Here is a 21,455-nt window from a genome sequence, read left to right as displayed (position 1 = left end):
CTGACCGAGGGTGGCGAGCGGTACCGGCCGACGACGTCGAGCCGTACCGGCCGGCCGCGTCGCACTGTCCTCCTGGCCTCTACCGACCCAGCAGGTCGATCAGGCCCTCGCGGCCGAGCACTTCGAGCTCGTCGAGGGCCACGACGGCGCGGGCCGCCGCCTCCGGGTCGGAGGCGGCGAGGCCGCTCGCCTCGAACTCGTCCTCGTCGAGCCGCAGCACCTCGCTGCCGTCCGCCGACACCCACAGGTCCAGGTCCAGGTCCTCGACCACCACCTCCGAGCCGCCGATCGCGGCCGGCCGGGTGATGTCGCAGTACCAGCCCTTGAGGGTGCCGTCGGCGGACCACACCTCCTTGACCGTGTACCAGCGGTCGCCCCAGTAGTGCTCCACGAAGACGTCGCCCGGTTCGAACCGTACGAAGCCGAAGTCCCGTACCCCCTCGGCGGCCCACGGGGCGCGGACCGAGAGACGGCCGCCCTCCTCCGTGAGGACCTCCGCCGGGTAGCGGATCTTCGTCCGCCCCGCCTTCACCAGGGTGATGTCAACCGATCGTCCGGACATGCCGTACCTCCACCGCGCCGATCTCGTAGCCGAACCACTTGTTGATCGCCAGCATCGGTTCGTTGCCGGCGTCGTTGCTGGTGAACGCCTCCACGCAACCCGCCGCGCGGGCTCGGTGCAGGGACGCGTTCTTGGCGAGCTTCGCGAGCCCGCGGCCGCGGAAGGCGGGGGCCGTGCCCGTCATCCCCGAGTTGTACCGGCCCAGGCCGTCCGTCTGCGCCGCGCTGAACGCTGCGGGCACCCCGTCCACCACCGCGATCGTCGTCAGCGCCCGGTCGTGGAGGGGATGGTTCCAGGTGGTCTCCCGCCAGTGCGTGTAGTCGTCCAGCGAGGCCCCCACGTCACTCGGCTCGTCGGCGGTCGTCACCGCGTCCAGCTCGAAGATCGGCCGCGGATCGGCCGCGAAGTACTCGGCCGGCAGCAGTTCGACACCGGCCGGCGGCTCCTGGAGCGGCGGCAGTTCGGCCGTCGTCAGGTCGAGGCGGAGGAAGTGCGCGGAACGGCTCGGCGCGTAGCCCCGCCGCTCGGCCCACGCGCGGTCCTCCGGCGTGTCCATGACCCAGCTGTACAGGGTCCGCGCGCCCTGCTCCGCGAGGTGCTCCTCGGCGGCGCGCAGCAGTGCCGTCCCGGCGCCGAGCCGCTGGCGCGCGGGGTCCACGTACACGTTGACGGAGCCGATCCCCGGCTCCGGCGCGTCGTGCGCGATCCGCTGCTGGACGGTCCCGATGATCTCGCCGTCCTCGGTCACCGCGACGAGCGGCCGCTCGTGGCTGTCGGGGTGGGCGCGCGCCCAGTCGAACACGAGCTGCTCGGCGGTCGCGAGCATGAAGGGCACCGAGGCGCGGCGGACGCGGGCGAAGCCCTCGGCGTCCTCGGCCCGTACATCACGGACGATCACAGTCATGTGGCCGCACGCTACGTGCGGAGGGTGTGCCGCCGCCTCCCATTTTCCGGTGGGGTGGGGGCAGAATCGGAGGGGTGACACTCACCATCGCCGTGGACCACGAATCCACCACCGCTCCGTACGAACAGCTGCGTGCCCAGATCTCGGAGCGGGCCCGCTCGGGCAGACTGCCGGTCGGGTACAAGCTGCCGACGGTACGCGGGCTCGCGGAGCAGCTGGGCCTCGCCGCGAACACGGTCGCCAAGGCGTACAAGGCACTGGAGTCGGACGGGGTGATCGAGACCCGCGGCCGCCACGGGACCTTCGTCGCGGCGGCCGGCGACGCGGCGACCCGCCGGGCCGCCACCGCCGCCGCTCAGTACGCCGAGGAGGCCCATCGCCTCGGCCTCAGCCGCGCGGCCGCGGAAGCGGCGGTGAGCGAGGCCCTGCGCGCGGCGTACGACGCCTGACGGACCGTCTCCACCGTTCCGCGGGGGGAGCGACGGACCGTCTCCACCGCTCTACAGGTAGAGCCCCGCCCCCGCCGTGCGGGGCTCCGGGAGTTCCGTCGAGGGCGTGCCGCGGCGCAGCGCGAACAGCTCCGCCAGCGTCGCGCCCTCGCGCGGCACGCCCTCCTCGCGCCCGAGCCACGACACCGACTCCGCCCTGGTCAGCGGCCCGACCTCGACACGGGCCAGACAGCGGCCGGGGCGGACGACGGCCGGGTGGAGCCGCTCCAGGTCCTCGTTGGTGGTGACCCCGACCAGGACGTTGCGCCCCTGCCCGAGCAGCCCGTCCGTCAGGTTGAGCAGCCGTGACAGGGCCTGCCCCGCCGTGTGCTTCGCCTCGCCCCGGATCAGCTCGTCGCAGTCCTCCAGGAGCAGCAGCCGCCAGCGGCCCTTCGCCGTGCCCTCGTCCTCCCCGATGGCGATGTCCATCAGATAGCCGACGTCGTTGAACAGCCGCTCGGGGTCCAGGACGCAGTCCACCTGACACCAGTCGCGCCAGGACCTGGCCAGGGTCCGCAGCGCGGACGTCTTGCCCGTCCCCGGCGGCCCGTGCAGCAGCAGGAGCCGGCCCGCGATCGACTCGGGCGTCACCTTCATCAGCCGGTCCATGGACTCGGCCACCGGCGCCGAGTAGTTGGGCCGGACCTCGTCCCACGTCCCGGCGCTGATCTGCCGGGTGGTGCGGTGCGGGCCGCGCCGGGGCGACACGTACCAGAACCCCATCGTCACGTTCTCCGGCTGCGGTTCCGGGTCGTCCTTCGCGCCGTCGGTCGCCTCCTTGAGGACCCGCTCCGCGAGCTCCGGGTCCGAGGCCGTGACGGTGACGTCGGCGCCCCGGTTCCAGCGGGAGATCAGCAGCGTCCACCCCTCGCCCTCGGCGAGTACGGCGCTGCGGTCGTCGTCCTTCGCGGCCCGCAGCACCGTGGCGTCCGCGGGGAGCAGCGTCGCCTCGGGCTTGACCCGGTCCAGGGTGGTGCTGTGCGAGTGGGGCTGCTCCCCGGTCGCGAAGCGGCCGAGGAAGAGCGCGTCGACGACGTCCGACGGCGAGTCGCTGTCGTCGAGGTTGAGCCTGATCGGCAGCGACCGCTGCGGCTCGGACGGTACCGGTGAGGTGTCAGCCATGGCGCCCATGATCCGGCAACCGGGCATTCCGCGCACCGTGTTTTGAACGGGACGTTCCCCCCTGGGCGCGGGTCGGCGGTCGGCGCTCGCAGGTCCGGCGGTACGTCAGATCCCGTGGCCCCGCGCGGTTCCCCGGGCGCGCCGTACGAGCGCGTACCCCTTCGTCGCGACCCGGTCGGCCGCGAAGTTCCACGCGATCGCCCGGCCCTCCACGAGCCGGGTGAACTCCTTGATCCCCGTCGACCGGCGCACGGTGACCCGCTCCAGGGCGTACGGCCCCTGGCCGCGGCAGGCCAGGGCGTTGCCGACGGCGAGCGCCTGCGCGAACCCGGCCTCCCGGACCGTCCGCCGGACCCGCCGGCTGGAGTAGCCGTACGGGTACGCGAAGGAGACCGGGGCGCTTCCGAGCTCCTCGCCGACGATCTCCCGGCAGCGCAGCGTCTCGAAGCGCAGCCGCCGTGCGTCGAGCTGGTCGAGCTGGGGGTGGGTGTGGCTGTGGCCGCCGATCTCCGTGCCCGCGTCGGCCAGTTCGCGCACCTGCTCCCAGTCGAGCATGGTGTCGAGCGCGCCGCCCTCGTCGTGCTTGCCGCGCAGCCAGCCGGTGGAGACGAAGACGGTGCTCGCGAACGCGTGCGCGGCGAGCACCGGGAGGGCGTGCCGGTGCACGCCCTCGTAGCCGTCGTCGAAGGTGATGAGGAGCGGCCGGGCGGGCAGCGGGACGCCGTTTCGCCAGGCGGCGCCGAGCGCCGCGGTCGTCAGCGGGGTGAAGCCGCGCTCGGCGACCACCGCCATCTGCGCGGCGAAGGCCTCGGGGGTGACGGAGAGCCCCAGGGTGGCGGGGGCCGGATCCCGGTCGACGGCGTGGTACATGAGGACGGGCACGCCCCGGGCGGGTACGGCTCGGGTGGCGCCGGCCCGGTTGGCGCCGGCTCCGGCGGGTACGGCTCGGGTCTCGGCGCTCACGAGGCGGTAGCTCCCTCGGTGGCACTGTCCTCGGCCCGTTCGATCGGTCCCCAGGAGAAGGCCGGCCCGCCCCGCCGGGCCCGCAGCGTGCCCAGCGCGTAGCCGCCGGCGGCGACCGTCACGCCGGTCACGATCGCCCCGGCCCGCCCCGCGCCGCCGGCCCGGCCGCGCAGTGCGTCGCGCACCCCGCGCAGGACGCCCGAGGGCAACACCCTTGTCGTGTAGCGCCGTTCGGACTCCAGGCCCTTCTGCGCGCCGACGCTCTGCGCGACGAGCGCCTTGGACAGCCCCTCGGCGTACACCCGGGTACGGAAGTAGCCGAAGCGTTCGCGGACGGCGGGCACCTTGTGGTGGATGACCGCCCGGTCGTCGATGAGCAGGATCGCCCCGGGCAGCGCCTTGGCGAGCCGGATGCACAGCTCGGTCTCCTCGCAGCCGAGGGGCCGCCGGTCGCCGTCCCGGCCGATGCCGGTGGCGAAGCCGCCCGCCGCGTCGAAGGCCGTACGGCGGAAGGAGGCGTTGCCGCCGAGGACGTTGCGCACCCGGACCCGGCCCGGGGGCAGGCCCCGGTACGTACAGCCGACGACCCAGTCGAACTCCTCGGGGAACCAGGCCGGGCGGCGGCCGGAGGCCCAGGCGGGCAGGGTCCGGCCGCCGACGGCCATGACCTCGGGGCCCTCGTAGGCGGCGGCGAGGTGGTGGAGCCAGTCGGACTCGGCGACGGCGTCGTCGTCGAGGAAGGCCACGAACTCGCCGCGGGCGGCGGCGATCCCGGTGTTGCGGCCGGAGGAGAGGCCGCGGGGGCCCGCGTTGGCGAGCACCCGCACCTCCTCGCGGCGCCGCTCGTCCGCGTACTCCTCGGTGAGCCGTGCCAGGAGCCGCTCGTTGTGGTCGACCACGAGCAGGGTCTCCAGCGCCGGCAGCGACTGCTTCCGTACGGAGTCGACGGCGGCGAGGATGTCCTCCCACCGCTCCTCCGTGTACACGCAGATCACCACCGAGAAGCCGTGCGGGGACGTGCCGTCGCTCAAGACGCCTCTCCCCGGGGGACGTTGACCGAGAACGCGGCGGGCCGGCGGCGCGCCGCCTTCCGGACGCCCTTCTCCTTCAGGATGACCTTGAGGACCCGGATCCCGTCGCGCACGGCGTTGAGGTTGCTGACGCCGTGGATGCGCAGGTACTCGTGGCTGGGCACTTCCTGGACCTTGAGGCCGGCCTTGACGACCCGGATGTTGATCAGGGTCTCGATCTCGAATCCGGTGCAGTCGAGCGTGACCTTGTCGAGGCAGTGACGCCAGAAGGCGTTGTAGCCGTAGCAGAGGTCGGTGTAGCGGGCGCCGAACTTGCGGTTGACGAGCGTGCAGAGCGCCCAGTTGCCGAGGCGGCGAATGGTCGTCATGTCGTCCGTGCCGCCGCCGTTGGCGAATCGGGAGCCCTTGGCGAAGTCGGCGCCGCCGACGAGGGCGGAGACGTAGGAGACGATCTCCTGGCCGTCGGCCGAGCCGTCCGCGTCGACCATGACGATGATGTCGCCCGTGCAGGCGGCGAAGCCGCTGATCAGGGCGTCGCCCTTGCCCTTGCCGACCTGCTTGACGACCTTGACGTCCGGCCGGAGTTCGCGGGCGACGTTCACGGTGTCGTCGGTGGAATTTCCGTCGACGAGGACGACTTCGTGGATCCATTCCGGCAACGTCTTGAAGACGTACGGAAGATTTTCTGCCTCATTCATCGCGGGAATGACGACACTCACCGGGGGAGTGATCGCCAAATGCGAAGTGATCGCCCGGTACTGGGCCGCTATTCGACTCGGCTCGGCCATTTCTTGGCCCGTAGTGGACGGGCGCAGGAACGAGCTCATGGGTCTGGATTCCCTCTCGTCCGGTGGGCCGCCCACCCCTTGGGCGGTCCGATGGTGTGTCCGGTTCGAAAGGGGGGTGCTCCCCGCCCGCACAGGAACGATCTCCTTGCGGGAACGGCGAGTTGGCATGACTGGCCGCGCGGTACCCGCGACTCGGCGCACGTGCGCACACCGAGCACGGCACCCCCCTGCCGCGCCCCGCACGGGAGCCATCGCGACGCTGGAGCCCTCCCCTGAGCCTTGTGTCTGATGGATCTGTGCGGGTGAGATGTACGACGGTATTGATGAATGGGACTGTATGGCAAGTCCCGGATCGGTGGCCCGCTTTTCCGCACTTTGGCGAAGCTTCGCCGCTCAGATGCGCAACTGTCCCGGTCGGATTCGGTCAATCCGTTTGCATGCAGGGAACAGTGATGCGGGATCACACTTCTGTGTTTTGTTGTGGGAATGTGTCGCGATCTCGTTCGATCGTCCATCGGGAGCGGAAGTTCCGCTTCCTGTCATGGCCGGATCTCGATGGTTGCCACTGGAGGATCGCCTGAGGGGAGCTGGAGTTCATCCCCAGTTTTGACATGAACACTTCCGGCGCGGCGGATCCGATGCTACTACCTGGTAACGCAGAGATCCTGCTACAGGGAGGTTCCATGAGACTGTCCCGCTTCGCGGCCCTTTCGTCCTCGCTCCTGCTCGGCGCCGTCCTCACCCTCACCGGGGCGAGCGCGGCTCAGGCGGCCGAAACCGCCGCCCTCGACTATGTGGCGCTGGGAGACTCGTACTCCTCCGGCGTCGGCGCCGGCAGCTATGACAGCGCCAGTGGCGACTGCAAGCGCTCCACGAAGGCGTATCCGGTGCTCTGGAAGAACGCCAACGCCCCGTCGTCCTTCGCGTTCACGGCTTGCTCGGGCGCCCGAACGGGTGATGTGACCGCCAATCAGCTCGGCCCCCTGTCCGCCGCCACCGACCTGGTCTCCCTCACGATCGGGGGAAATGACGCCGGTTTCGCCGACGTCATGACGACCTGTGTGCTTCAGTCCGAGGCCACCTGCATCAACCGCGTGAATCAAGCCAAGGCGTACGTGGACTCCACGCTGCCCGGCAAGCTCGACTCCGTCTACACGGCCATCAGGAACAAGGCACCCGCCGCCCGGGTCGTCGTCCTCGGCTACCCGCGCTTCTACAAGCTGGGCGGCGGCTGCATCGCCGGCCTGAGCGAGAACGAGCGCAGCGCCATCAACGGCGCCTCGGACTACCTCAACGCGGCCGTCGCCAAGCGCGCGGCCGACCACGGCTACGCCTTCGCCAGCGTCGTCGCCCCCTTCACCGGCCATGAGATCTGCTCCGGCTCCGAATGGCTGCACAGCGTCAACTGGCTCAACATCGGGGAGTCCTACCACCCGACCGCCGCCGGCCAGTCGGGCGGCTACCTGCCGTCCTTCAACGGGGCGGCGTAGCCGACCCGTCCCCCGGACCCGTGGAGCCGGGCCCGGCCGGAGCGGTGCTCGTGACCCCGCCCGGACCGGGACCGGCGCCCGGTTCCCCGTCCCGCACGAGGTGATACGTCAACGCCCCCGTGATCAGCAGGATCCCGACGAGCCCGGCCGCCAGGACCGGGCCCCGGCGGGGCCGTGAGGATCGCCGGGGCGGTGGTGTCCCGGCGGCACGGGCCGGGCTCCCGCCGCGCGGCCCGTCGTCACGGCTCCCCTTCCTCGGGGCGGAGGAATCCGACCTCAGCGGCCCCGCTGCCCGCGGTGCGCCCCCCGGGGCGATCCGCCGCAGCTCCCGCTCGGCCTGATCCGCCGTCAGGACCGACTCCGGGTCCTCGCCCAGGAATCGGTCGATCACCGGGGCCAGCGGTCCCGGCCGGCCCCCGGTGGCCGCGTCGAGGAGCGCCCCGAGAGACCGCGGCCCCGCCGCCGTGTCCGGCTCGTCCGCCGGCGGGACGGTGGTGGATCGCGTACCGAATCCGGTGACGACGACCCGTCCGTCGTTGGCGAGCAGGACGTGCCCCGGGTTCACGCCCGTGTGGTGGACGCCCGCCTCCCGCGCCGCCCGGAGCGCGGCGACGACCTCGGCGCCCACGCGCGCCGCCTCCGGTGGCGGCAGCGGGCCGCCGGCCTCCAGCGTCTCGGCGAGGGTGAGGCCGCGGACCAGTTCCATCACGACCCACGGCCGGCCGTCCTCGGTGGCCACGCCGTGCACCGTCACCACCGAGGGGTGGGAGATCCGGGCGGCCGCCCGCGCCCCGCGCTCCAAGCGCGCGTACCAGAGGGGGACGTCGTCGGCCGGCAGTCCGGCCGGGGCGCGGAACTCCTTGACGGCCACCTCGCGGACGAGCGTCTCGTCGAGGGCGCGCCAGACGGGGCCCGTCGCCCCTTCCGCGAGGACGTCCAGCAGTCGGTAACGACCCGCGATCACCGTCATGGCTCCACGGTAACCGAGCGGTGTCCCTCCGACTCCGGTCCGTACGGGAACGAACGGCGGGGCGATCTTGGTGTCGGAGATCACACCCGTCTGCGTGTCCGGAGGTCACGGCCTCGGGTGCAGGATGGTTCGTGACGGTTCGACAGGTGTTCGAGGCCTGTCCAACTCACCCTGGAATCAGATGGATTCGCACGGTGACCGTCAACCCTCGTACGGGTGCGGTGAATCCCGTCGGCGGGATACACGGGTGTGACAGTGGAGCGATAGGGTTAGCCTGCCCGGGCCGGGTGCCCTTGTACGGGTGGGGAGTGACATGGAACAGATAGCAATGCGCAGCAGGCCGCGAGTGCCTGCCATCACCTGCGGGAGCAGCGCGACGAGTTCGCGGCTGGACCGCCATCTCGCGGTGCTCGGCGGTCCCGCCGTGCCGCAGCGCGAGGTGGCCGAGGCGACGCTGCTGATGCGGGAACTGACGTCGCGTATGCCCGAGGCGCCGGTGCACAGCCACCGCGGCCGCAGCGCACGCGTCTCGCTCTTCGCCCCGCTCCGCCGCCTGCGTCGCTCGCTCTTCGGCGCGCGCCGCTAGCAGGCCGGGGGGCCGGCCGCGTACCCCGAGGTACCCGCCCGCTTCCGCCCGGCCTCCCGTACGTACGACTCCGCTCGCGACAACGCCGGACGTGTCCCCACCCGTCCGGCGTTTCGTCGTACCCGCGTCCGCCGGCCGTCCCGCCGGCCGTCCCGGTGCGGCGGGTGACCGTCAGACGATCACGCCCGCGCTCCTGAGCTCCTTCACCTCCGCCTCGGGCACCCCGAGCTCCCCGAGCACCTCGTCCGTGTCCTGTCCGAGGGCCGGGATCCGGTCCATCCGCGGCTCCGGGCCGTCCGGGAAGACGATCGGCGGCAGCAGTGAACGCAGCGGCCCGACCGGGGAGTCCACCGGCCTCCAGCGGTCCCGGGCCGTCAGCTGCGGGTGGTCCGCGAGCTCCGCGACCGAGTTGAGCCGGGCGCAGGCGACGCCCGCCGCGTCGAGGCGCGCCAGCGCCTCCGGGGCCGTGAGCGGGGCCAGCGCCTCCGCCACCGCCGCGTCCGTCGCCGCACGCCCGGCGACCCGGGCCGTGTTCGTCGCGAAGGCCGGGTCGTCGGCCAGCTCGGGGCGGCCGAGGACCTGTTCGGCGAGCCGCCGCCACTCGCGGTCGTTCTGCACGGAGAGCAGCACCAGGCCGCCGTCGGCCGTCGGATAGGCGTCGTACGGGGCGATCACCGCGTGCGCGAGCCCCGTTCGCGCCGGGGCCGTGCCCCCGTGCGACCCGTGGTGCAGCGGATGCCCCATCCACTCGGCCAGCGAGTCGAGCAGCGAGACCTCGACGGGGCCGCCGCGCCCGGTCGTGCCGCGCCGTACGAGTGCGGCGAGGACACCCGAGAAGGCGTACATCCCGGCGGCGATGTCGGCCGCCGGGATCCCCGACTTGACCGGCTGCTCCGGGGTGCCGGTCACCGAGACGAGGCCCGCCTCGCACTGGACGAGCATGTCGTACGCCCGCTTGTGCGCGTACGGCCCGGCGGCCCCGTACCCCGAGACGTCCACGGCGATCAGCCGCGGGTGCGCGGCGCACAGCGTGGCGGCGTCGAGACCGAGCCGGGCCGCGGCGCCCTGCGCCAGGTTCTGGACGAAGACGTCGGCGCCGGCCACCAGACGCCGGACGAGCGCCAGGCCCCGGGGGTCCTTGAGGTCGACCGCCACCGACTCCTTGCCGCGGTTGCACCACACGAAGTGCGAGGCGAGGCCGCGGGCCGCGGTGTCGTACCCCCGGGCGAAGTCCCCGCCGTCGGGGCGCTCGATCTTGACGACGCGGGCGCCGAGGTCCGCGAGCTGCCGGGTGGCGAAGGGGGCGGCGACGGCCTGCTCGACGGCGACGACCGTGACCCCTTCGAGGGGGAGTGGCTGAGTGCTCATGACAGCCCTGCCTACCCTGCCGGGCCGCCCCTGTCATCAGGGGATCCGTCACCCCGGGCGGCCGTGCGCGAGCCCGGTGCGGGCAGAGGCGGGCGTAGCGGGGTCAGCGGCGGGCGTAGCGGCGGACCGCGAGCGGTGCGAAGAGCGCGATCAGGGCGAGCGACCAGAGCAGCGCCCCCGCCACCGGGTGGGCCACCGGCCAGGCCGCGTCCGCCGGTACGGGCGCGTTGCCGAAGAGCAACCGCACCGCCGTCGTGACCGCCGAGATCGGGTTCCACTCCGCGACCGTGCGCAGCCACCCCGGCATGCCGTCCGTCGGGATGTACGCGTTGGAGAGCAGCGGCAGCATGAACGTCGCGCTGCCCAGCTGGCCCGCGGCCTCCTCGCTCTGCGAGGCCAGGCCGAGCAGGATGCCGACCCAGGTCGTCGCGAAGCGGAAGAGGAGCAGCAGGCCGAAGGCGCCCAGGGCCTCCGGGGCCGTGCCCTCGATCCGCCAGCCCATGGCGAGGCCGACGAGGATCAGCGGGACCGTGCCGACCGCGCTCGCCACGAGGTCCGCGAGCGCCTGCCCGAGGGGCACGGCGGACCGGCTCACGGGCAGGGTCCGGAAGCGGTCCATGACGCCCCGGTGCGAGTCCTGCGCCGCCTGGAACATGCCCGTCATCAGGCCGCCGGCGGCCGTCGCCACGAGCATGCCGGGGACCAGATAGGCCCGGTACTCGGCGCCCGGCATGGCGAGCGCGCTGCCGAAGACGTACCCGAAGAAGAGGAGGAAGACGATCGGCATCGTCTGGGTCATGACGGTGATGGCGGGGGCGTGCCGGATCCGCTGGAGATGGCGGCCGAGGACGGCGGTCCCGTCGTGCACGAGGGCGCTCACGCGATGAGCTCCTTCCGGTCGGTGAGGCGCAGGAACACCTCGTCGAGGGTGGGCGGACGCAGGGACGCGTCGACGATGTGGACCCCGGCGGCGTCGATCTCGCGGACGATCCGGGGGAGGGTGAGCGTGGTGTCCACGGTCACCGCGCCGACCGTGCGCCGTTCGGCGTCCAGGACCGGGGCCGCGCCGGTGAGCCGGTCGAGGACGGCGGCGGCCGCCTCCAGGAGCGCGGGGTCGGCGACGACGACCTCGGCGTGGCTGCCGATGAGCGCCTTGAGTTCGGCCGGTGTGCCGCGCTGGGCGACGCGTCCCTCGTCGATCAGGACGATGTCGTCGGCGAGCTGGTCGGCCTCCTCCAGGTACTGCGTGGTCAGCAGGACGGTCGTGCCCTCGGACGCCAAGTCCCTTACAGCGTCCCAGATCCCGTTCCGGCTGTGCGGGTCGAGGCCGGTCGTCGGTTCGTCGAGGAAGAGGACGTCGGGCCGGACGAGCAGGCTGGCGGCCAGGTCGAGCCGGCGCCGCATGCCGCCCGAGTAGGTGCGCGCGGACCGGTCGGCCGCGGCGGTCAGGCCGAACCGCTCCAGGAGCTCGTCGGCGCGGGAGCGCGGTGCGCGCAGGAGCCGGGCGAAGAGCCGGAGGTTCTCGGCGCCGGTCAGGTCGCCGTCGACGGAGGCGTACTGGCCGGTGACCGCGATCTTGCGGCGGACGCCCGCCGGGTCGCGCACCACGTCGATCCCGGCGACCCGGGCGCTGCCCGCGTCGGGCGCCACGAGGGTCGTCAGGACCCGGACGGCGGTGGTCTTGCCGGCGCCGTTGGGGCCGAGGACGCCGCAGACCGTGCCTTTGGGGACGGCCAGGTCGAGCCCGCGCAGGGCGTGGACCTCCCCGTACCGCTTCTGCAGACCCTCACTAAGTACAGCGTACGTAGTAGTCATGGCGTGACCATACCCCACTACGTACGGTGTACGTAACTACGATGGGGGGCGAGGTGATGATCCATGGCGGGCCGAGCGGCCGAACCTGAAGTGATCTGGGCGCGGCCCGAGCGCGCGGGCCGCGGCCCGAAGCCGGCGTACAGCAGGAGCGACATCGTGACCGCCGCGGTCCGCATCGCCGACGCCGACGGCATCGACGCGGTCTCGATGCGCCGCATCGCGGCCGACATCGGCTGCGGCACCATGTCGCTCTACAACTACGTCCCGCGCAAGGAGGATCTGTACGAGCTGATGGTCGACGCCGTCAGCGGCGAGTACGCGCTCTCCGACCCGCTCGGCACCTCCGGCGGCGACTGGCGCGCGGACATGCTCGACATGGGCCGGCAGGCGCGCGGGATCCTGCGGCGCCACCCCTGGGTGATCCGGCTGATGACCACGGGCTACGCCTACGGTCCGAACGCCCTGCGGTTCCTGGAGCACTGCCTCGGCTGCCTGGACGGCCTCGACCTGCCCGGCGGCACCAAGATGGAACTGATCGCCAGTGTCAACGGCACCGTGATGACGATCGTCGCCAACGAGATCGCCCTCGCCGAACGCGCCCGCTCCCTGCCCTGGTCCGGCGAACAGGAACAGGCCGTCCGCACCGCCTACCTGGTGCGGCAGATCTCCGGCGGCGGCTACCCCCGGCTGGCCGCCGTGCTCGCCGGGGCCGGGATCGAACCGCTCGACCCCGATGAGCTCTTCGAGCGCACCATGCGCAGGGTGCTCGACTCCTTCGTCCCGGCGCCCGCCTGAGGCACGGCGACCAGGGCCTGTCCGGCGGATCAGGGTCGGACAGGCCCTAGAGCAGTGCGAACTGGCCCTCCGGGCCCTCCTCCTGATGGTCCAGTACGGACGCGGGGCGGCGGGCCCGGTCCGGCACCGGCAGCACCCCGGCCGCCCGCAGCTCCTCCCGCGACACCGAGTCCGTCGCCGTGAAGGCGGTGCGCTCCGTGTCCCGCGCGCCGAGCAGCGCCAGGACCGTGACCAGGTCGAGCAGCTCCGAGGTCCACTCCTGGGGCCAGGCGGCCGGCCCGAGGGCCTCCAGGGAGCCCGGCTCGGCCGCCGCGGTCCGGTGCGCGAACCACTGCTCCAGGACGCGCACCCCGCCGACCCGGAACTCCCACGCCTCCTGCGGTACGGGGGAGATCCGGCCCTCGCCGAGACCGAGCACCTCGTCCCCGGCGTCGTACGTCACCCCCTCGGGCCGCGCCGGGACCGCCGCCCGCACATAGGGGCGGCGCCCGCCCGGCAGCCTCGGCTTCGACCCGCTCAGGGCGCCCCGCAGCTGCACGTCGGCGAGGTCCCGGCCGAGCGCCACGCCCGCCGCCCAGACCTCCGGGTCCCCGGGGAGCGGGACGCGGCATCCGGCGGGGGAGGGGGTCGCGGCCGCCAGGGTCCAGGCGAGCCACTCCCGGGCGTCGACCTCGCGCCCGTACCGCTCCGTGAGGAACGGCAGCAGGCCGGGCGCGAGATTGGGCTCCCGGCCGCCCGGGCGCCGGAACAGCGGGCGGATCCGGCCGGGGCGGCCCGCCGGGGAGCGGCCCTCGGGGAGCGCCGCCGTCACCAGGAGCGCGGGCCCGGCCGCCCCGGGGACGTACCCCTGCTCGACGGCGAAGACCTGCGGCTCCCCGGCGACCCGCCACAGCTCGGGGCGCGCGGTGTCGATGAGCCGGTGGTCGGGGAGCAGCCACTGCTCGTCGAACGGCCCGTGGGCGACGCGCACCGGCTCCGGGCACGGGCCCGCCTCGCGGGCGAACCGCACGGTCCCGGTGCGCTGCCCGGGCAGGGCCGCCACCGCGCTCGACGGCGTCCGCGCCCGGCTCGGCCGGAAGAGCGCCTCGCGCTCGGCCCCCTCGGCGCCGGTCAGCCGGTCCCAGCGGACCCGCAGCGTCCGCACGTCCGGCGCCACGATCCAGGACCGCCCGAAGCGCAGCGGCGCGACGGACCACGGCATGAGGTCGTCGAGGAGGGGCAGGTCGTCGAGAGCGGGCACAGCATCGTCCGAGCCCTTGGCTTCCGTCACGCCCCGCATGCTAACCAGCGCTGTCAGTGCGCCTCCACCGTGACAGTGAAGGAGAAGCGGTCGCCGCGGTACCGGATGCGGGCCACGTCGACGACCCGGCCGTCCTCGTCGTAGGTCACGCCGGTGTAGTGGAGGATCGGCGAGAGCAGCGGGACCTGGAGCAGGCCCGCCGTCTCCGGGTCGGCGAGGCGGGCCTCGACCGTGTCCGTGATGCGGCTGATCCGCACCCCGACCACGTCCCGCAGCACCTTCGTCATCGGCCAGCGCTCCAGGTCGGCCGGGTCGATCGCGGCGGCGAGCTCGGGCCGCACCGCGTTCTCCACCCAGTTCGTCGGCTCGCCGCTCTCCCCGTCACGGCGCAGCCGCCGGTACGCCACGACCTCCGCCACGTCCGGGAAGTACTCGGCGAGCTCGCCCGGCACCGGCACGGCGCCGTGCCCGAGGACCGTCGTCCGCTCGCCCGACTGCTGGGCCACGATCGTGTCGATCGAGCCGAGCAGCCGGCGCGGGGTGGAGCGGCGGGCGCCCGGCTCGATGAAGGTGCCGCGCCGGCGGTGCCGGCTGATCAGGCCCTCCTCCTCCAGCTCCTTGAGGGCCTGGCGCATGGTCAGCACGCTCACGCCGTAGTGGGTGGCGAGCTGCTCCTCGGTGGGCAGCCGCAGCGAGGCGTCGGGCGTGCGGCCCAGTATCGAGGCGCGCAGCGACTGCGAGACCTGATACCAGAGCGGCAGCTTGCGGTTCAGGACCAGCGAGTCGGGAGCGAAGGCGGTCACGTGTTCTCCGTACGAAGGCTACGGGCTTACGGCCGAGACACTACGGCCGGAAGTGGCGCTCAAGACCCTGCCATACGTCGTCGTACCCCTTCTGCAGATGGTCGGCGTTCGCGGCCTGCGGGGTCGCGGTCACCGGCCAGCGGGTCTCGAACATGAAGGCGAGGCCGTCGTCGATCTTCTGCGGCTTCAGCTCCGCCGCGCTGGCCTTGTCGAAGGTCTCCCGGTCGGGGCCGTGCGCGGACATCATGTTGTGCAGCGAGCCGCCGCCCGGCACGAAGCCTTCCGCCTTGGCGTCGTACGCGCCCTCGATGAGGCCCATGTACTCGCTCATCACGTTGCGGTGGAAGTACGGCGGGCGGAAGGTGTCCTCGCCGACGAGCCAGCGCGGGGCGAAGACGACGAAGTCGACGCCCGCGAGCCCCGGGGTGTCGGACGGCGCGGTGAGGACCGTGAAGATCGACGGGTCGGGGTGGTCGTAGGAGATCGTCCCGATGACGTTGAAGCGGCGCAGGTCGTAGACGTACGGGGTGTGGTTGCCGTGCCAGGCGACGACGTCCAGCGGGGAGTGGCCGTAGGTCGCCGACCAGAGGTGGCCGCAGTACTTGTTGACCACCTCGACCGGTCCCTCGACGTCCTCGTAGGCGGCGACGGGGGCCCGGAAGTCGCGGGCGTTGGCGAGGCCGTTGGCGCCGATCGGGCCGAGGTCGGGGAGCTGGAAGGGCGCCCCGTAGTTCTCGCAGACGTAGCCGCGGGCCGTCTCGTCGAGGAGCTCGACGCGGAAACGGACGCCGCGGGGGATCAGCGCGACCTCGCCGGGGTGGGCGGCGAGCAGGCCCAGCTCCGTACGGAGCAGCAGACCGCCGCGCTCGGGGACGATCAGGAGCTCGCCGTCGGCGTCGCCGAAGACCCGCTCCATGGAGGCGTTCGCGTGGTAGAGGTGCACGGCCATGCCGGTGCGCTGGGTCGCGTCGCCGTTGCCGCCGAGGGTCCACAGGCCGGCGAGCCAGTCGGTGCCGGGGGCCGGCTCGGGCAGCGGGTTCCAGCGCAGCCGGTTGGGGTCGGGCACGGTCTCGGTGAAGGGGGCGCCGCGCAGCGTGCCGTCGTCGATCCGGGTGAACGGCGGGTGCGCGGCCGAGGGGCGGATCCGGTAGAGCCAGGAGCGGCGGTTGTGCGCCCGCGGCTCGGTGAAGGCGCTGCCGGAGAGCTGCTCGGCGTAGAGGCCGAGGGGTGCGCGCTGCGGCGAGTTGCGGCCGTGCGGCAGTGCGCCGGGGACCGCTTCCGAGCTGTGCTCGTTGCCGAAACCGGTGCTGTACTCGAGCGCCTCGGCCGTCTTCCTGGCCTGCTCCGTGGTCATCGCCCGCTCCTGTCCTGAGCCCACAAGGGAATCCTATGCATGACCGTAGGATTCCGCGACGCTTCCGTCAACGGGGGCGTGGCCGGAGGTGTTCCGGATTGGTACCGCGCGAGGGGGTCAGAAAAGATGAACAATGCTCTACTCTCACGCGCATGTCCTGGACCCGAAGATTCGTCCTCGCCCTCTCGGTCGTGCTCGCGGCCCTCGCCGGAGCCCTGCTCACCGCGCCCGGGGCCCAGGCCCACGAGGAGCGGCCCGTCACCTTCCCCGACGGCTCCGGCAGCGTGCCGACGCCCCGCTCCGGCGAACCCGACCTCCTCGTCTGCAAGACCGACCGCGCCGACTTCGCCCGCCGGATATCCGGCTTCCCGGCCCCGGTGAAGGCCCGCAACCTCGCCCTCCTCGACCGCTGCGCGCGCGACGGCTACCGCCACCTCCAGGAGGCCGTCGACGCCGTCGACCGGCCCGGGATGACGATCGCCGTCCTCCCCGGCCTCTACGAGGAGGAGCCCTCCCTGCCCAAACCCACCGGCGCCTGCGCCACCCTCAAGGCCCCGAACTCCTCGCTCGGCTACCAGATCCTCAGCTACGAGCAGCAGCGCCAGTGCCCGCACAACCAGAACCTGGTCGCCATCCTCGGCAAGAAGAACCTCCAGATCGAGGGCACCGGCGCCTCCCGCCTCGACGTCGTCTTCGACGCCAAGTACCAGAAGCTCAACGGCATCCGCGCCGACCAGTCCGACGGCGTCTACTTCCGGAACTTCACCGCCCAGCGCACGACCTTCAACTCCCTGTACGTGCTCGCCGCCGACGGCTTCGTCATCGACGACGTCCTCACCCGCTGGAACGACGAGTACGGCTTCCTCACCTTCGCCTCCGACCACGGCCTCTACAAGAACTGCGAGTCGTACGGCAACGGCGACTCCGGCATCTACCCCGGCTCGGCCTCGAACATCAACAACGGCCGCGGCTACGACGTACCCCGCTACTCCATCGAGATCACCGGCTGCCGCAGCCACCACAACATGGTCGGCTACTCCGGCACCGCCGGAGACTCGGTCTGGGTCCACGACAACGAGTTCGACCACAACATGGGCGGCGCCTCCATGGACTCCGCCTTCCCCGGCCACCCCGGACTTCCCCAGAACCACGCCCGCTTCGAACGCAACCTGATCCACGACAACAACGAGAACTACTACCCGTACGTCGCCGACGGCACCTGCGCCAAGCCGCCCGTCGACCGCGGCTACGAACGCGGCGTCGTCTGCCCCCAGATCTCCATGCCCCCCGGCACCGGCATCATCACCGCCGGCGGCAACTGGAACCTCTACGAGAACAACTGGGTGTACGGCCACCAGCGCACCGCCTTCTACCTCAACGCCGTCCCCGCCTTCATCCGCGGCGAGTCCGCCTGGGGCAAGCAGACCGACACCTCCCACCACAACCGCTACGCCGACAACCACCTCGGCGTCGACAAGGCCGGCAACTCCCGCCCCAACCGCACCGACGTCTCCTGGGACGGCCAGGGCAGCGGCAACTGCTGGCAGACCGACGTCGGCGCCTCCAGCCCCGGCGCCCTGCCCGGCTGCGGGGCACGCCGCGGCGACGTCTCCGGGAACACCGACCGTCTCGTCGGCGAGCCCGTCAAGCTCGCCCAGCTCCTCGTCTGCGCCGACTACAGCGTCCAGGCGCGCCGCCTCCCGGCAGGCTGCGACTGGTACGGCGCCCGGGGCATCCAGCGCGTCGAGACCCAGCTCGCCCTCGGCAGCGCCCTCGTCCTCGCCCTGGCCGGCACCGCCCTGTGGTGGCGCCGCCTGCGCGGCCACCGGCTCGCCGGCGCGGCCACCCTCGTCGGCCTCGCGGGCCTGACCCTGGACGTCGCCGGCTCCACCCTCGCCCTCACCCCGACCTTCGTCCCGGCCCTCGCGCTGCTCCTCACCGGCGTCTGGTGGACCGTCATCGGCCTCGCCCTGCGGCCCACCCGCCCCGTCTTCGCCTGGACCACGGTGGCCCTCGGCGCACTCACCCTGCTCGACGCCTTCGACAAGGCCGTCCTGATGGTCCCGGGCATCCCCCTCAGCCCCGCCTGGTTCCGCCTGCTGCTCGGCGTGATCTGGGTCCTCTGGGCGGTGATCGCGGCAGGCACCCGCACCCCGCGACCGGCCACCCCCGAGCCCGAGCACGAGGCAGAGCCCGTCCCCACCTCCGCCGCCGCGCCCGCCACCCCCGGCTCCGCCGCCACCCCCGGCTCCGCCCCTGCCGACCCGCGGCCCCGCGAGGAGGGAACGGCGTGACGCACCCCCGCGGGGCGGCGACGCCCCTCCTCTCCCTGGTGCTCGTCCTGACCGCCGCCCTGTCCCTCGCGGGCTGCGGCGGCCGGGCCACCACCCATCACAAGCCCGGCACCACCCATGAGCAGGCCGGCGGAAGCAGCGGCACCCTGCTCCCGGCCCGCGACGAATCCGGCCACCGGCTGCGGGAGGTCCCCGCGGCGACCGCGCCCACCGTCCGCGTCGAGGCCAGGCCCGACACCGAGGGCGGCTGGAACGTCCACCTCACGGTGGAGAGGTTCCGCTTCACCCCGGACAGCACCGGCGGCGCCGCCCTCCTCGGCCGGGGCCACGCCCGCCTCCTGGCCGACGGCAAGGAGACCGCCCGCCTGTACGGCGCCTGGGGGTACGTACCTCCCGGCGTCCGTACCCTGACCGTCCGCCTCCACGCGGACGACCACACGGTCTGGGCCGTCGCCGGCGCACCCGTCCAGGCCACCGTCCGCCTGGACGGCGCCCCCGCCGCCTCGGCCCCGCCCAGCCCCCGGCCGTCCGGCACCGCCACAGCCACAGCCACCGCCACCACCGCGCCGCCGAGCCCCCGGCCGTCCGCGACCGGCCGGACCGTCAGCCTCACCATCAACGGCAAGACCGTCCAGCCGCCCCCCTCCCGCATCGAGCTGAAGAAGGGCGAGCGCCTCACCCTCCAGGTCACCGGTGACCGCGCCGACACCCTCCACGTGCACGGCTACGACCGCGAACTCCCCCTCTCTCCCGGCGTCCCCGCCACTCTCACCCTCACCGCGGACCGCACCGGCCTCTTCGAGGTCGAGACCCACGAATCCGGACTCCTCCTGACCCAGCTCGTCGTCCGGTGACCGGCGTCCCCCTGGCCCACGGCGTCGGCTCCCGGCACGACCTCCCCCTCTCGCCCTTCTACGCCTACGCCGGCGCCTTCACCGCACTCCTCGTCTCCTTCCTCGCCCTCGGGCTGCTCTGGTCCTCCTCCCGCTTCCGCGGAGACCTGGCCGGGCGCCCCCTCCCCGTATCCGTCCAGCGGGTGGCCGACGCGCCGGCCACCCGTACCACCCTCCGGCTCCTGGGCGCCGCCGTCGCCCTGCTGTTCCTCCTCCACCTCCTCCTCGGCCCCGACGACCCGGACCGCAACCCCGCGCCCGGCGCCCTCTACGTCCTCCTCTGGGTCGGACTCGTCCCCGCCTCCCTCCTCCTCGGCCCCGTCTGGCGCCTCCTCAACCCGCTCCGCACCCTCCACTCCCTCCGCCCGCCACGGAACCCCCGCCCGCTGCCCGCCGCCCTCGGCATCCGCCCGGCCGCCGCGGGGCTCCTCCTCTTCACCTGGCTCGAACTCGTCGCCCCCGACAACGCCTCCGCCACCACCCTCCTCATCGCCCTCGCCGTCCACGCGGGCGTCCAGCTCCTCGGGGCCGCCCGCTACGGCGACCGCTGGTTCGCCCACGCCGACCCCTTCGAGGTCTACTCCTCCCTCCTCGCCCGGCTCTCCCCCCTCGGCCGCCGCGCCGACGGCCGCCTGGTCCTGCGCTCCCCCTTCCACGGCCTCGACTCCACCCCACAGACCCCCGGTCTCGTCGCCACCGTCTGCGTCCTCCTCGGCTCCACCGCCTACGACGGCCTCTCCGACAACCCCCGCTGGATCACCACCCTCCAGACCTCCTCCCTCGGCCCCACCGTCACCGCCACGCTCGGCCTGCTCGCCGTCGTCGCCCTCGCCGCCGCCTTCTACGGACTCTGCGCGGGCGCCCTCCGCCTCATGGACCGGTCCCTCACCACACCCCTCACCTCCTTCGCCCACTCACTCCTGCCCATCGCCCTCGGCTACCTCGTCGCCCACTACTTCTCGCTCTTCGTCACCGAAGGACCACGCACAGTCATCATGGCAGCGGGCACTGACAACGCCCTCTCGCCCGCCCCACCACTGGGCCCCGGCGGCCTCGCGACCCTCCAGGTCGCCGCGATCGTCACCGGTCACGTCCTCGGTGTCGTCGCCGCCCACGACCGGTCCGTCCGGCTCTTCCCGCCCGCCCGGGCCGTCGCCGGCCAACTGCCGCTGTTCCTGCTGATGATCGCGTACACCCTCGGAGGCATCGGCCTGCTCATCGCCTGACAACCACCGGAGCGGCATCATGGTCCCCGTGCCCCAGACCCGCCCCAAGCCCCCGCCCGCGCTCCGCCGCACTCCCGTCCAGCAGCGCAGCGCGGAGCGGCTCGCCCGGATCCTCGACGCCTGCGCCGTTCTCCTCGACGAGACCGGCTACGAGCAGCTGAGCACCCGCGCCGTCGCCGCCCGCGCGGGCGTCCCCATCGGCTCCGTCTACCGCTTCTTCGGCAACAAGCGGGCGATGGTCGCCGCCCTCGCCCACCGCAACCTCGACCAGTACGCCGAGCGGATCTCCACCCGCTTCGCCGCGACGCCCGTCCTCGACGCGTACGGCGCCATCGACGGGGTCCTCGACGAGTTCATCGCCATGAAGCGGACCGTCCCGGGCTTCGCGCTCGTCGACTTCGGCGCGCCGGGCGAGACGGGGGAGACGGGGGAGGAGTCGGGGGCGGACGAGGTGGGGGAGGGGGCGGAGGACTCCGCCGGACACCCCAACGACCTCGTCGCCGAGCGGCTCTGCGAGCTGCTCGCCGTCCACCTCGGCCGCGCCGCCGACGAGGCCCTGCGCCGGAAGGTCCTGGTCGGCGTCGAGACCGCCGACGCCCTCGTCCGGCTCGCCTTCCGCACGGACCCCGAGGGCGACCCGGCGCTGATCGACGAGACCCGCCAACTCCTGTACGCCTACCTGGCACCCTCGCTCTCCTAGAGGCTCCGCGGGCAGCCTCCGCACGAGGCTCCCGCACGCCTCTCCCGCACACCCCTCCCGCAC

Annotated in this window: 21 protein-coding genes; 8 read left to right on the top strand and 13 right to left on the bottom strand. The window is 73.2% G+C overall.

Annotated elements, in window-relative coordinates; genetic code table 11:
• Positions 1 to 79 precede the first annotated feature (79 nt).
• Positions 80 to 562: a ribonuclease FAU-1 family protein gene (locus ACZ6K0_RS25745; RefSeq protein WP_376407370.1), complete on the bottom strand. Its 483-nt coding sequence runs from the start codon at positions 560 to 562 to the stop codon at positions 80 to 82.
• A complete protein-coding gene (locus ACZ6K0_RS25740; RefSeq protein ID WP_469234460.1) occupies positions 543 to 1,466 on the bottom strand; it encodes a GNAT family N-acetyltransferase in 924 nt (307 codons plus the stop codon). Before ACZ6K0_RS25740 ends, ACZ6K0_RS25745 begins: the two co-directional genes overlap by 20 nt.
• 74 nt (positions 1,467 to 1,540) lie before the next feature.
• On the opposite strand from ACZ6K0_RS25740, the gene ACZ6K0_RS25735 reads away from it, so the two are divergent.
• Positions 1,541 to 1,915, top strand: a complete 375-nt coding sequence (locus tag ACZ6K0_RS25735; protein WP_376407374.1) for a GntR family transcriptional regulator — start codon at positions 1,541 to 1,543, stop codon at positions 1,913 to 1,915.
• A gap of 51 nt (positions 1,916 to 1,966) precedes the next feature.
• On the opposite strand, the gene ACZ6K0_RS25730 is transcribed toward ACZ6K0_RS25735, so the two are convergent.
• The 4 genes from ACZ6K0_RS25730 to ACZ6K0_RS25715 form a co-directional block, all read right to left on the bottom strand.
• A complete protein-coding gene (locus ACZ6K0_RS25730) occupies positions 1,967 to 3,085 on the bottom strand; it encodes a DUF5925 domain-containing protein (protein ID WP_469234679.1) in 1,119 nt (372 codons plus the stop codon).
• Positions 3,086 to 3,181: 96 nt separating this feature from the next.
• The gene (locus ACZ6K0_RS25725; protein ID WP_469234681.1) at positions 3,182 to 3,946 is read right to left on the bottom strand and encodes a polysaccharide deacetylase family protein; all 765 of its coding nucleotides are present in this window, start codon (positions 3,944 to 3,946) and stop codon (positions 3,182 to 3,184) included.
• Positions 3,947 to 4,035: 89 nt separating this feature from the next.
• Positions 4,036 to 5,070 (bottom strand): glycosyltransferase family 2 protein, encoded by a 1,035-nt coding sequence (locus ACZ6K0_RS25720; protein ID WP_469234462.1) that lies wholly within the window; start codon positions 5,068 to 5,070, stop codon positions 4,036 to 4,038.
• Positions 5,067 to 5,897, bottom strand: a complete 831-nt coding sequence (locus ACZ6K0_RS25715) for a glycosyltransferase family 2 protein (RefSeq protein WP_376407378.1) — start codon at positions 5,895 to 5,897, stop codon at positions 5,067 to 5,069. The genes ACZ6K0_RS25720 and ACZ6K0_RS25715 overlap by 4 nt, the downstream gene beginning before the upstream one ends.
• Before the next feature lie 644 nt (positions 5,898 to 6,541).
• Here ACZ6K0_RS25715 and ACZ6K0_RS25710 point away from each other — a divergent pair.
• A complete protein-coding gene (locus tag ACZ6K0_RS25710) occupies positions 6,542 to 7,348 on the top strand; it encodes an SGNH/GDSL hydrolase family protein (protein WP_376407380.1) in 807 nt (268 codons plus the stop codon).
• Here ACZ6K0_RS25710 and ACZ6K0_RS25705 read toward each other — a convergent pair.
• Positions 7,332 to 8,318: a serine/threonine-protein kinase gene (locus ACZ6K0_RS25705; protein ID WP_469234466.1), complete on the bottom strand. Its 987-nt coding sequence runs from the start codon at positions 8,316 to 8,318 to the stop codon at positions 7,332 to 7,334. The genes ACZ6K0_RS25710 and ACZ6K0_RS25705 overlap by 17 nt on opposite strands.
• Before the next feature lie 313 nt (positions 8,319 to 8,631).
• Between ACZ6K0_RS25705 and ACZ6K0_RS25700 the strand changes: the two genes are divergently transcribed.
• Positions 8,632 to 8,904: a hypothetical protein gene (locus ACZ6K0_RS25700; protein WP_125749544.1), complete on the top strand. Its 273-nt coding sequence runs from the start codon at positions 8,632 to 8,634 to the stop codon at positions 8,902 to 8,904.
• 171 nt (positions 8,905 to 9,075) lie between these two features.
• Here ACZ6K0_RS25700 and ACZ6K0_RS25695 read toward each other — a convergent pair whose 3' ends face one another.
• The 3 genes from ACZ6K0_RS25695 to ACZ6K0_RS25685 all read right to left on the bottom strand — a co-directional run bounded on the left by ACZ6K0_RS25695 (position 9,076) and on the right by ACZ6K0_RS25685 (position 12,087).
• A complete protein-coding gene (locus ACZ6K0_RS25695) occupies positions 9,076 to 10,272 on the bottom strand; it encodes a CaiB/BaiF CoA transferase family protein (protein WP_376407384.1) in 1,197 nt (398 codons plus the stop codon).
• Positions 10,273 to 10,375: 103 nt separating this feature from the next.
• Positions 10,376 to 11,152 carry an ABC transporter permease gene (locus ACZ6K0_RS25690; protein WP_469234468.1) on the bottom strand — a complete coding sequence of 259 codons (777 nt, stop codon included), beginning with the start codon at positions 11,150 to 11,152 and terminating at the stop codon, positions 10,376 to 10,378.
• Positions 11,149 to 12,087, bottom strand: coding sequence for an ATP-binding cassette domain-containing protein (locus ACZ6K0_RS25685; RefSeq protein WP_376407388.1), 939 nt, complete (start codon positions 12,085 to 12,087; stop codon positions 11,149 to 11,151). Before ACZ6K0_RS25685 ends, ACZ6K0_RS25690 begins: the two co-directional genes overlap by 4 nt.
• A 63-nt stretch (positions 12,088 to 12,150) precedes the next feature.
• Here ACZ6K0_RS25685 and ACZ6K0_RS25680 point away from each other — a divergent pair, with 63 nt between their 5' ends.
• Positions 12,151 to 12,882 carry a TetR/AcrR family transcriptional regulator gene (locus ACZ6K0_RS25680; protein WP_376407390.1) on the top strand — a complete coding sequence of 244 codons (732 nt, stop codon included), beginning with the start codon at positions 12,151 to 12,153 and terminating at the stop codon, positions 12,880 to 12,882.
• Between the two features lie 46 nt (positions 12,883 to 12,928).
• On the opposite strand, the gene ACZ6K0_RS25675 is transcribed toward ACZ6K0_RS25680, so the two are convergent.
• The 3 genes from ACZ6K0_RS25675 to hmgA are packed head-to-tail and all read right to left on the bottom strand — an operon-like array spanning position 12,929 to position 16,279.
• A complete protein-coding gene (locus ACZ6K0_RS25675; RefSeq protein WP_469234471.1) occupies positions 12,929 to 14,161 on the bottom strand; it encodes a type ISP restriction/modification enzyme in 1,233 nt (410 codons plus the stop codon).
• Between the two features lie 14 nt (positions 14,162 to 14,175).
• A complete protein-coding gene (locus tag ACZ6K0_RS25670) occupies positions 14,176 to 14,925 on the bottom strand; it encodes a GntR family transcriptional regulator (protein ID WP_376407394.1) in 750 nt (249 codons plus the stop codon).
• Positions 14,926 to 14,965: 40 nt separating this feature from the next.
• A complete protein-coding gene (gene hmgA, locus ACZ6K0_RS25665) occupies positions 14,966 to 16,279 on the bottom strand; it encodes a homogentisate 1,2-dioxygenase (protein WP_376407396.1) in 1,314 nt (437 codons plus the stop codon).
• A 152-nt stretch (positions 16,280 to 16,431) separates the two neighbouring features.
• On the opposite strand from hmgA, the gene ACZ6K0_RS25660 reads away from it, so the two are divergent.
• From ACZ6K0_RS25660 to ACZ6K0_RS25645, 4 genes are read left to right on the top strand one after another with little or no spacing between them, the layout of a single operon-like run.
• The gene (locus ACZ6K0_RS25660) at positions 16,432 to 18,573 is read left to right on the top strand and encodes a right-handed parallel beta-helix repeat-containing protein (protein WP_469234474.1); all 2,142 of its coding nucleotides are present in this window, start codon (positions 16,432 to 16,434) and stop codon (positions 18,571 to 18,573) included.
• On the top strand, positions 18,570 to 19,427 hold the full coding sequence (locus ACZ6K0_RS25655; RefSeq protein ID WP_376407399.1) for a cupredoxin domain-containing protein: 858 nt from the start codon (positions 18,570 to 18,572) through the stop codon (positions 19,425 to 19,427). Before ACZ6K0_RS25660 ends, ACZ6K0_RS25655 begins: the two co-directional genes overlap by 4 nt.
• Positions 19,424 to 20,692 (top strand): hypothetical protein, encoded by a 1,269-nt coding sequence (locus tag ACZ6K0_RS25650; protein WP_376407401.1) that lies wholly within the window; start codon positions 19,424 to 19,426, stop codon positions 20,690 to 20,692. The genes ACZ6K0_RS25655 and ACZ6K0_RS25650 overlap by 4 nt, the downstream gene beginning before the upstream one ends.
• 19 nt (positions 20,693 to 20,711) lie before the next feature.
• Entirely contained in the window at positions 20,712 to 21,392 is a 681-nt protein-coding gene (locus ACZ6K0_RS25645; RefSeq protein ID WP_376407403.1) for a TetR/AcrR family transcriptional regulator, read from the top strand.
• The last annotated feature ends 63 nt before the right edge of the window (positions 21,393 to 21,455 follow it).

Source organism: Streptomyces sp. NPDC042346, from assembly GCF_055581845.1.
Note: the sequence above shows the minus strand (reverse complement) of the source record. Positions and strands in the feature narration are given on the sequence as shown.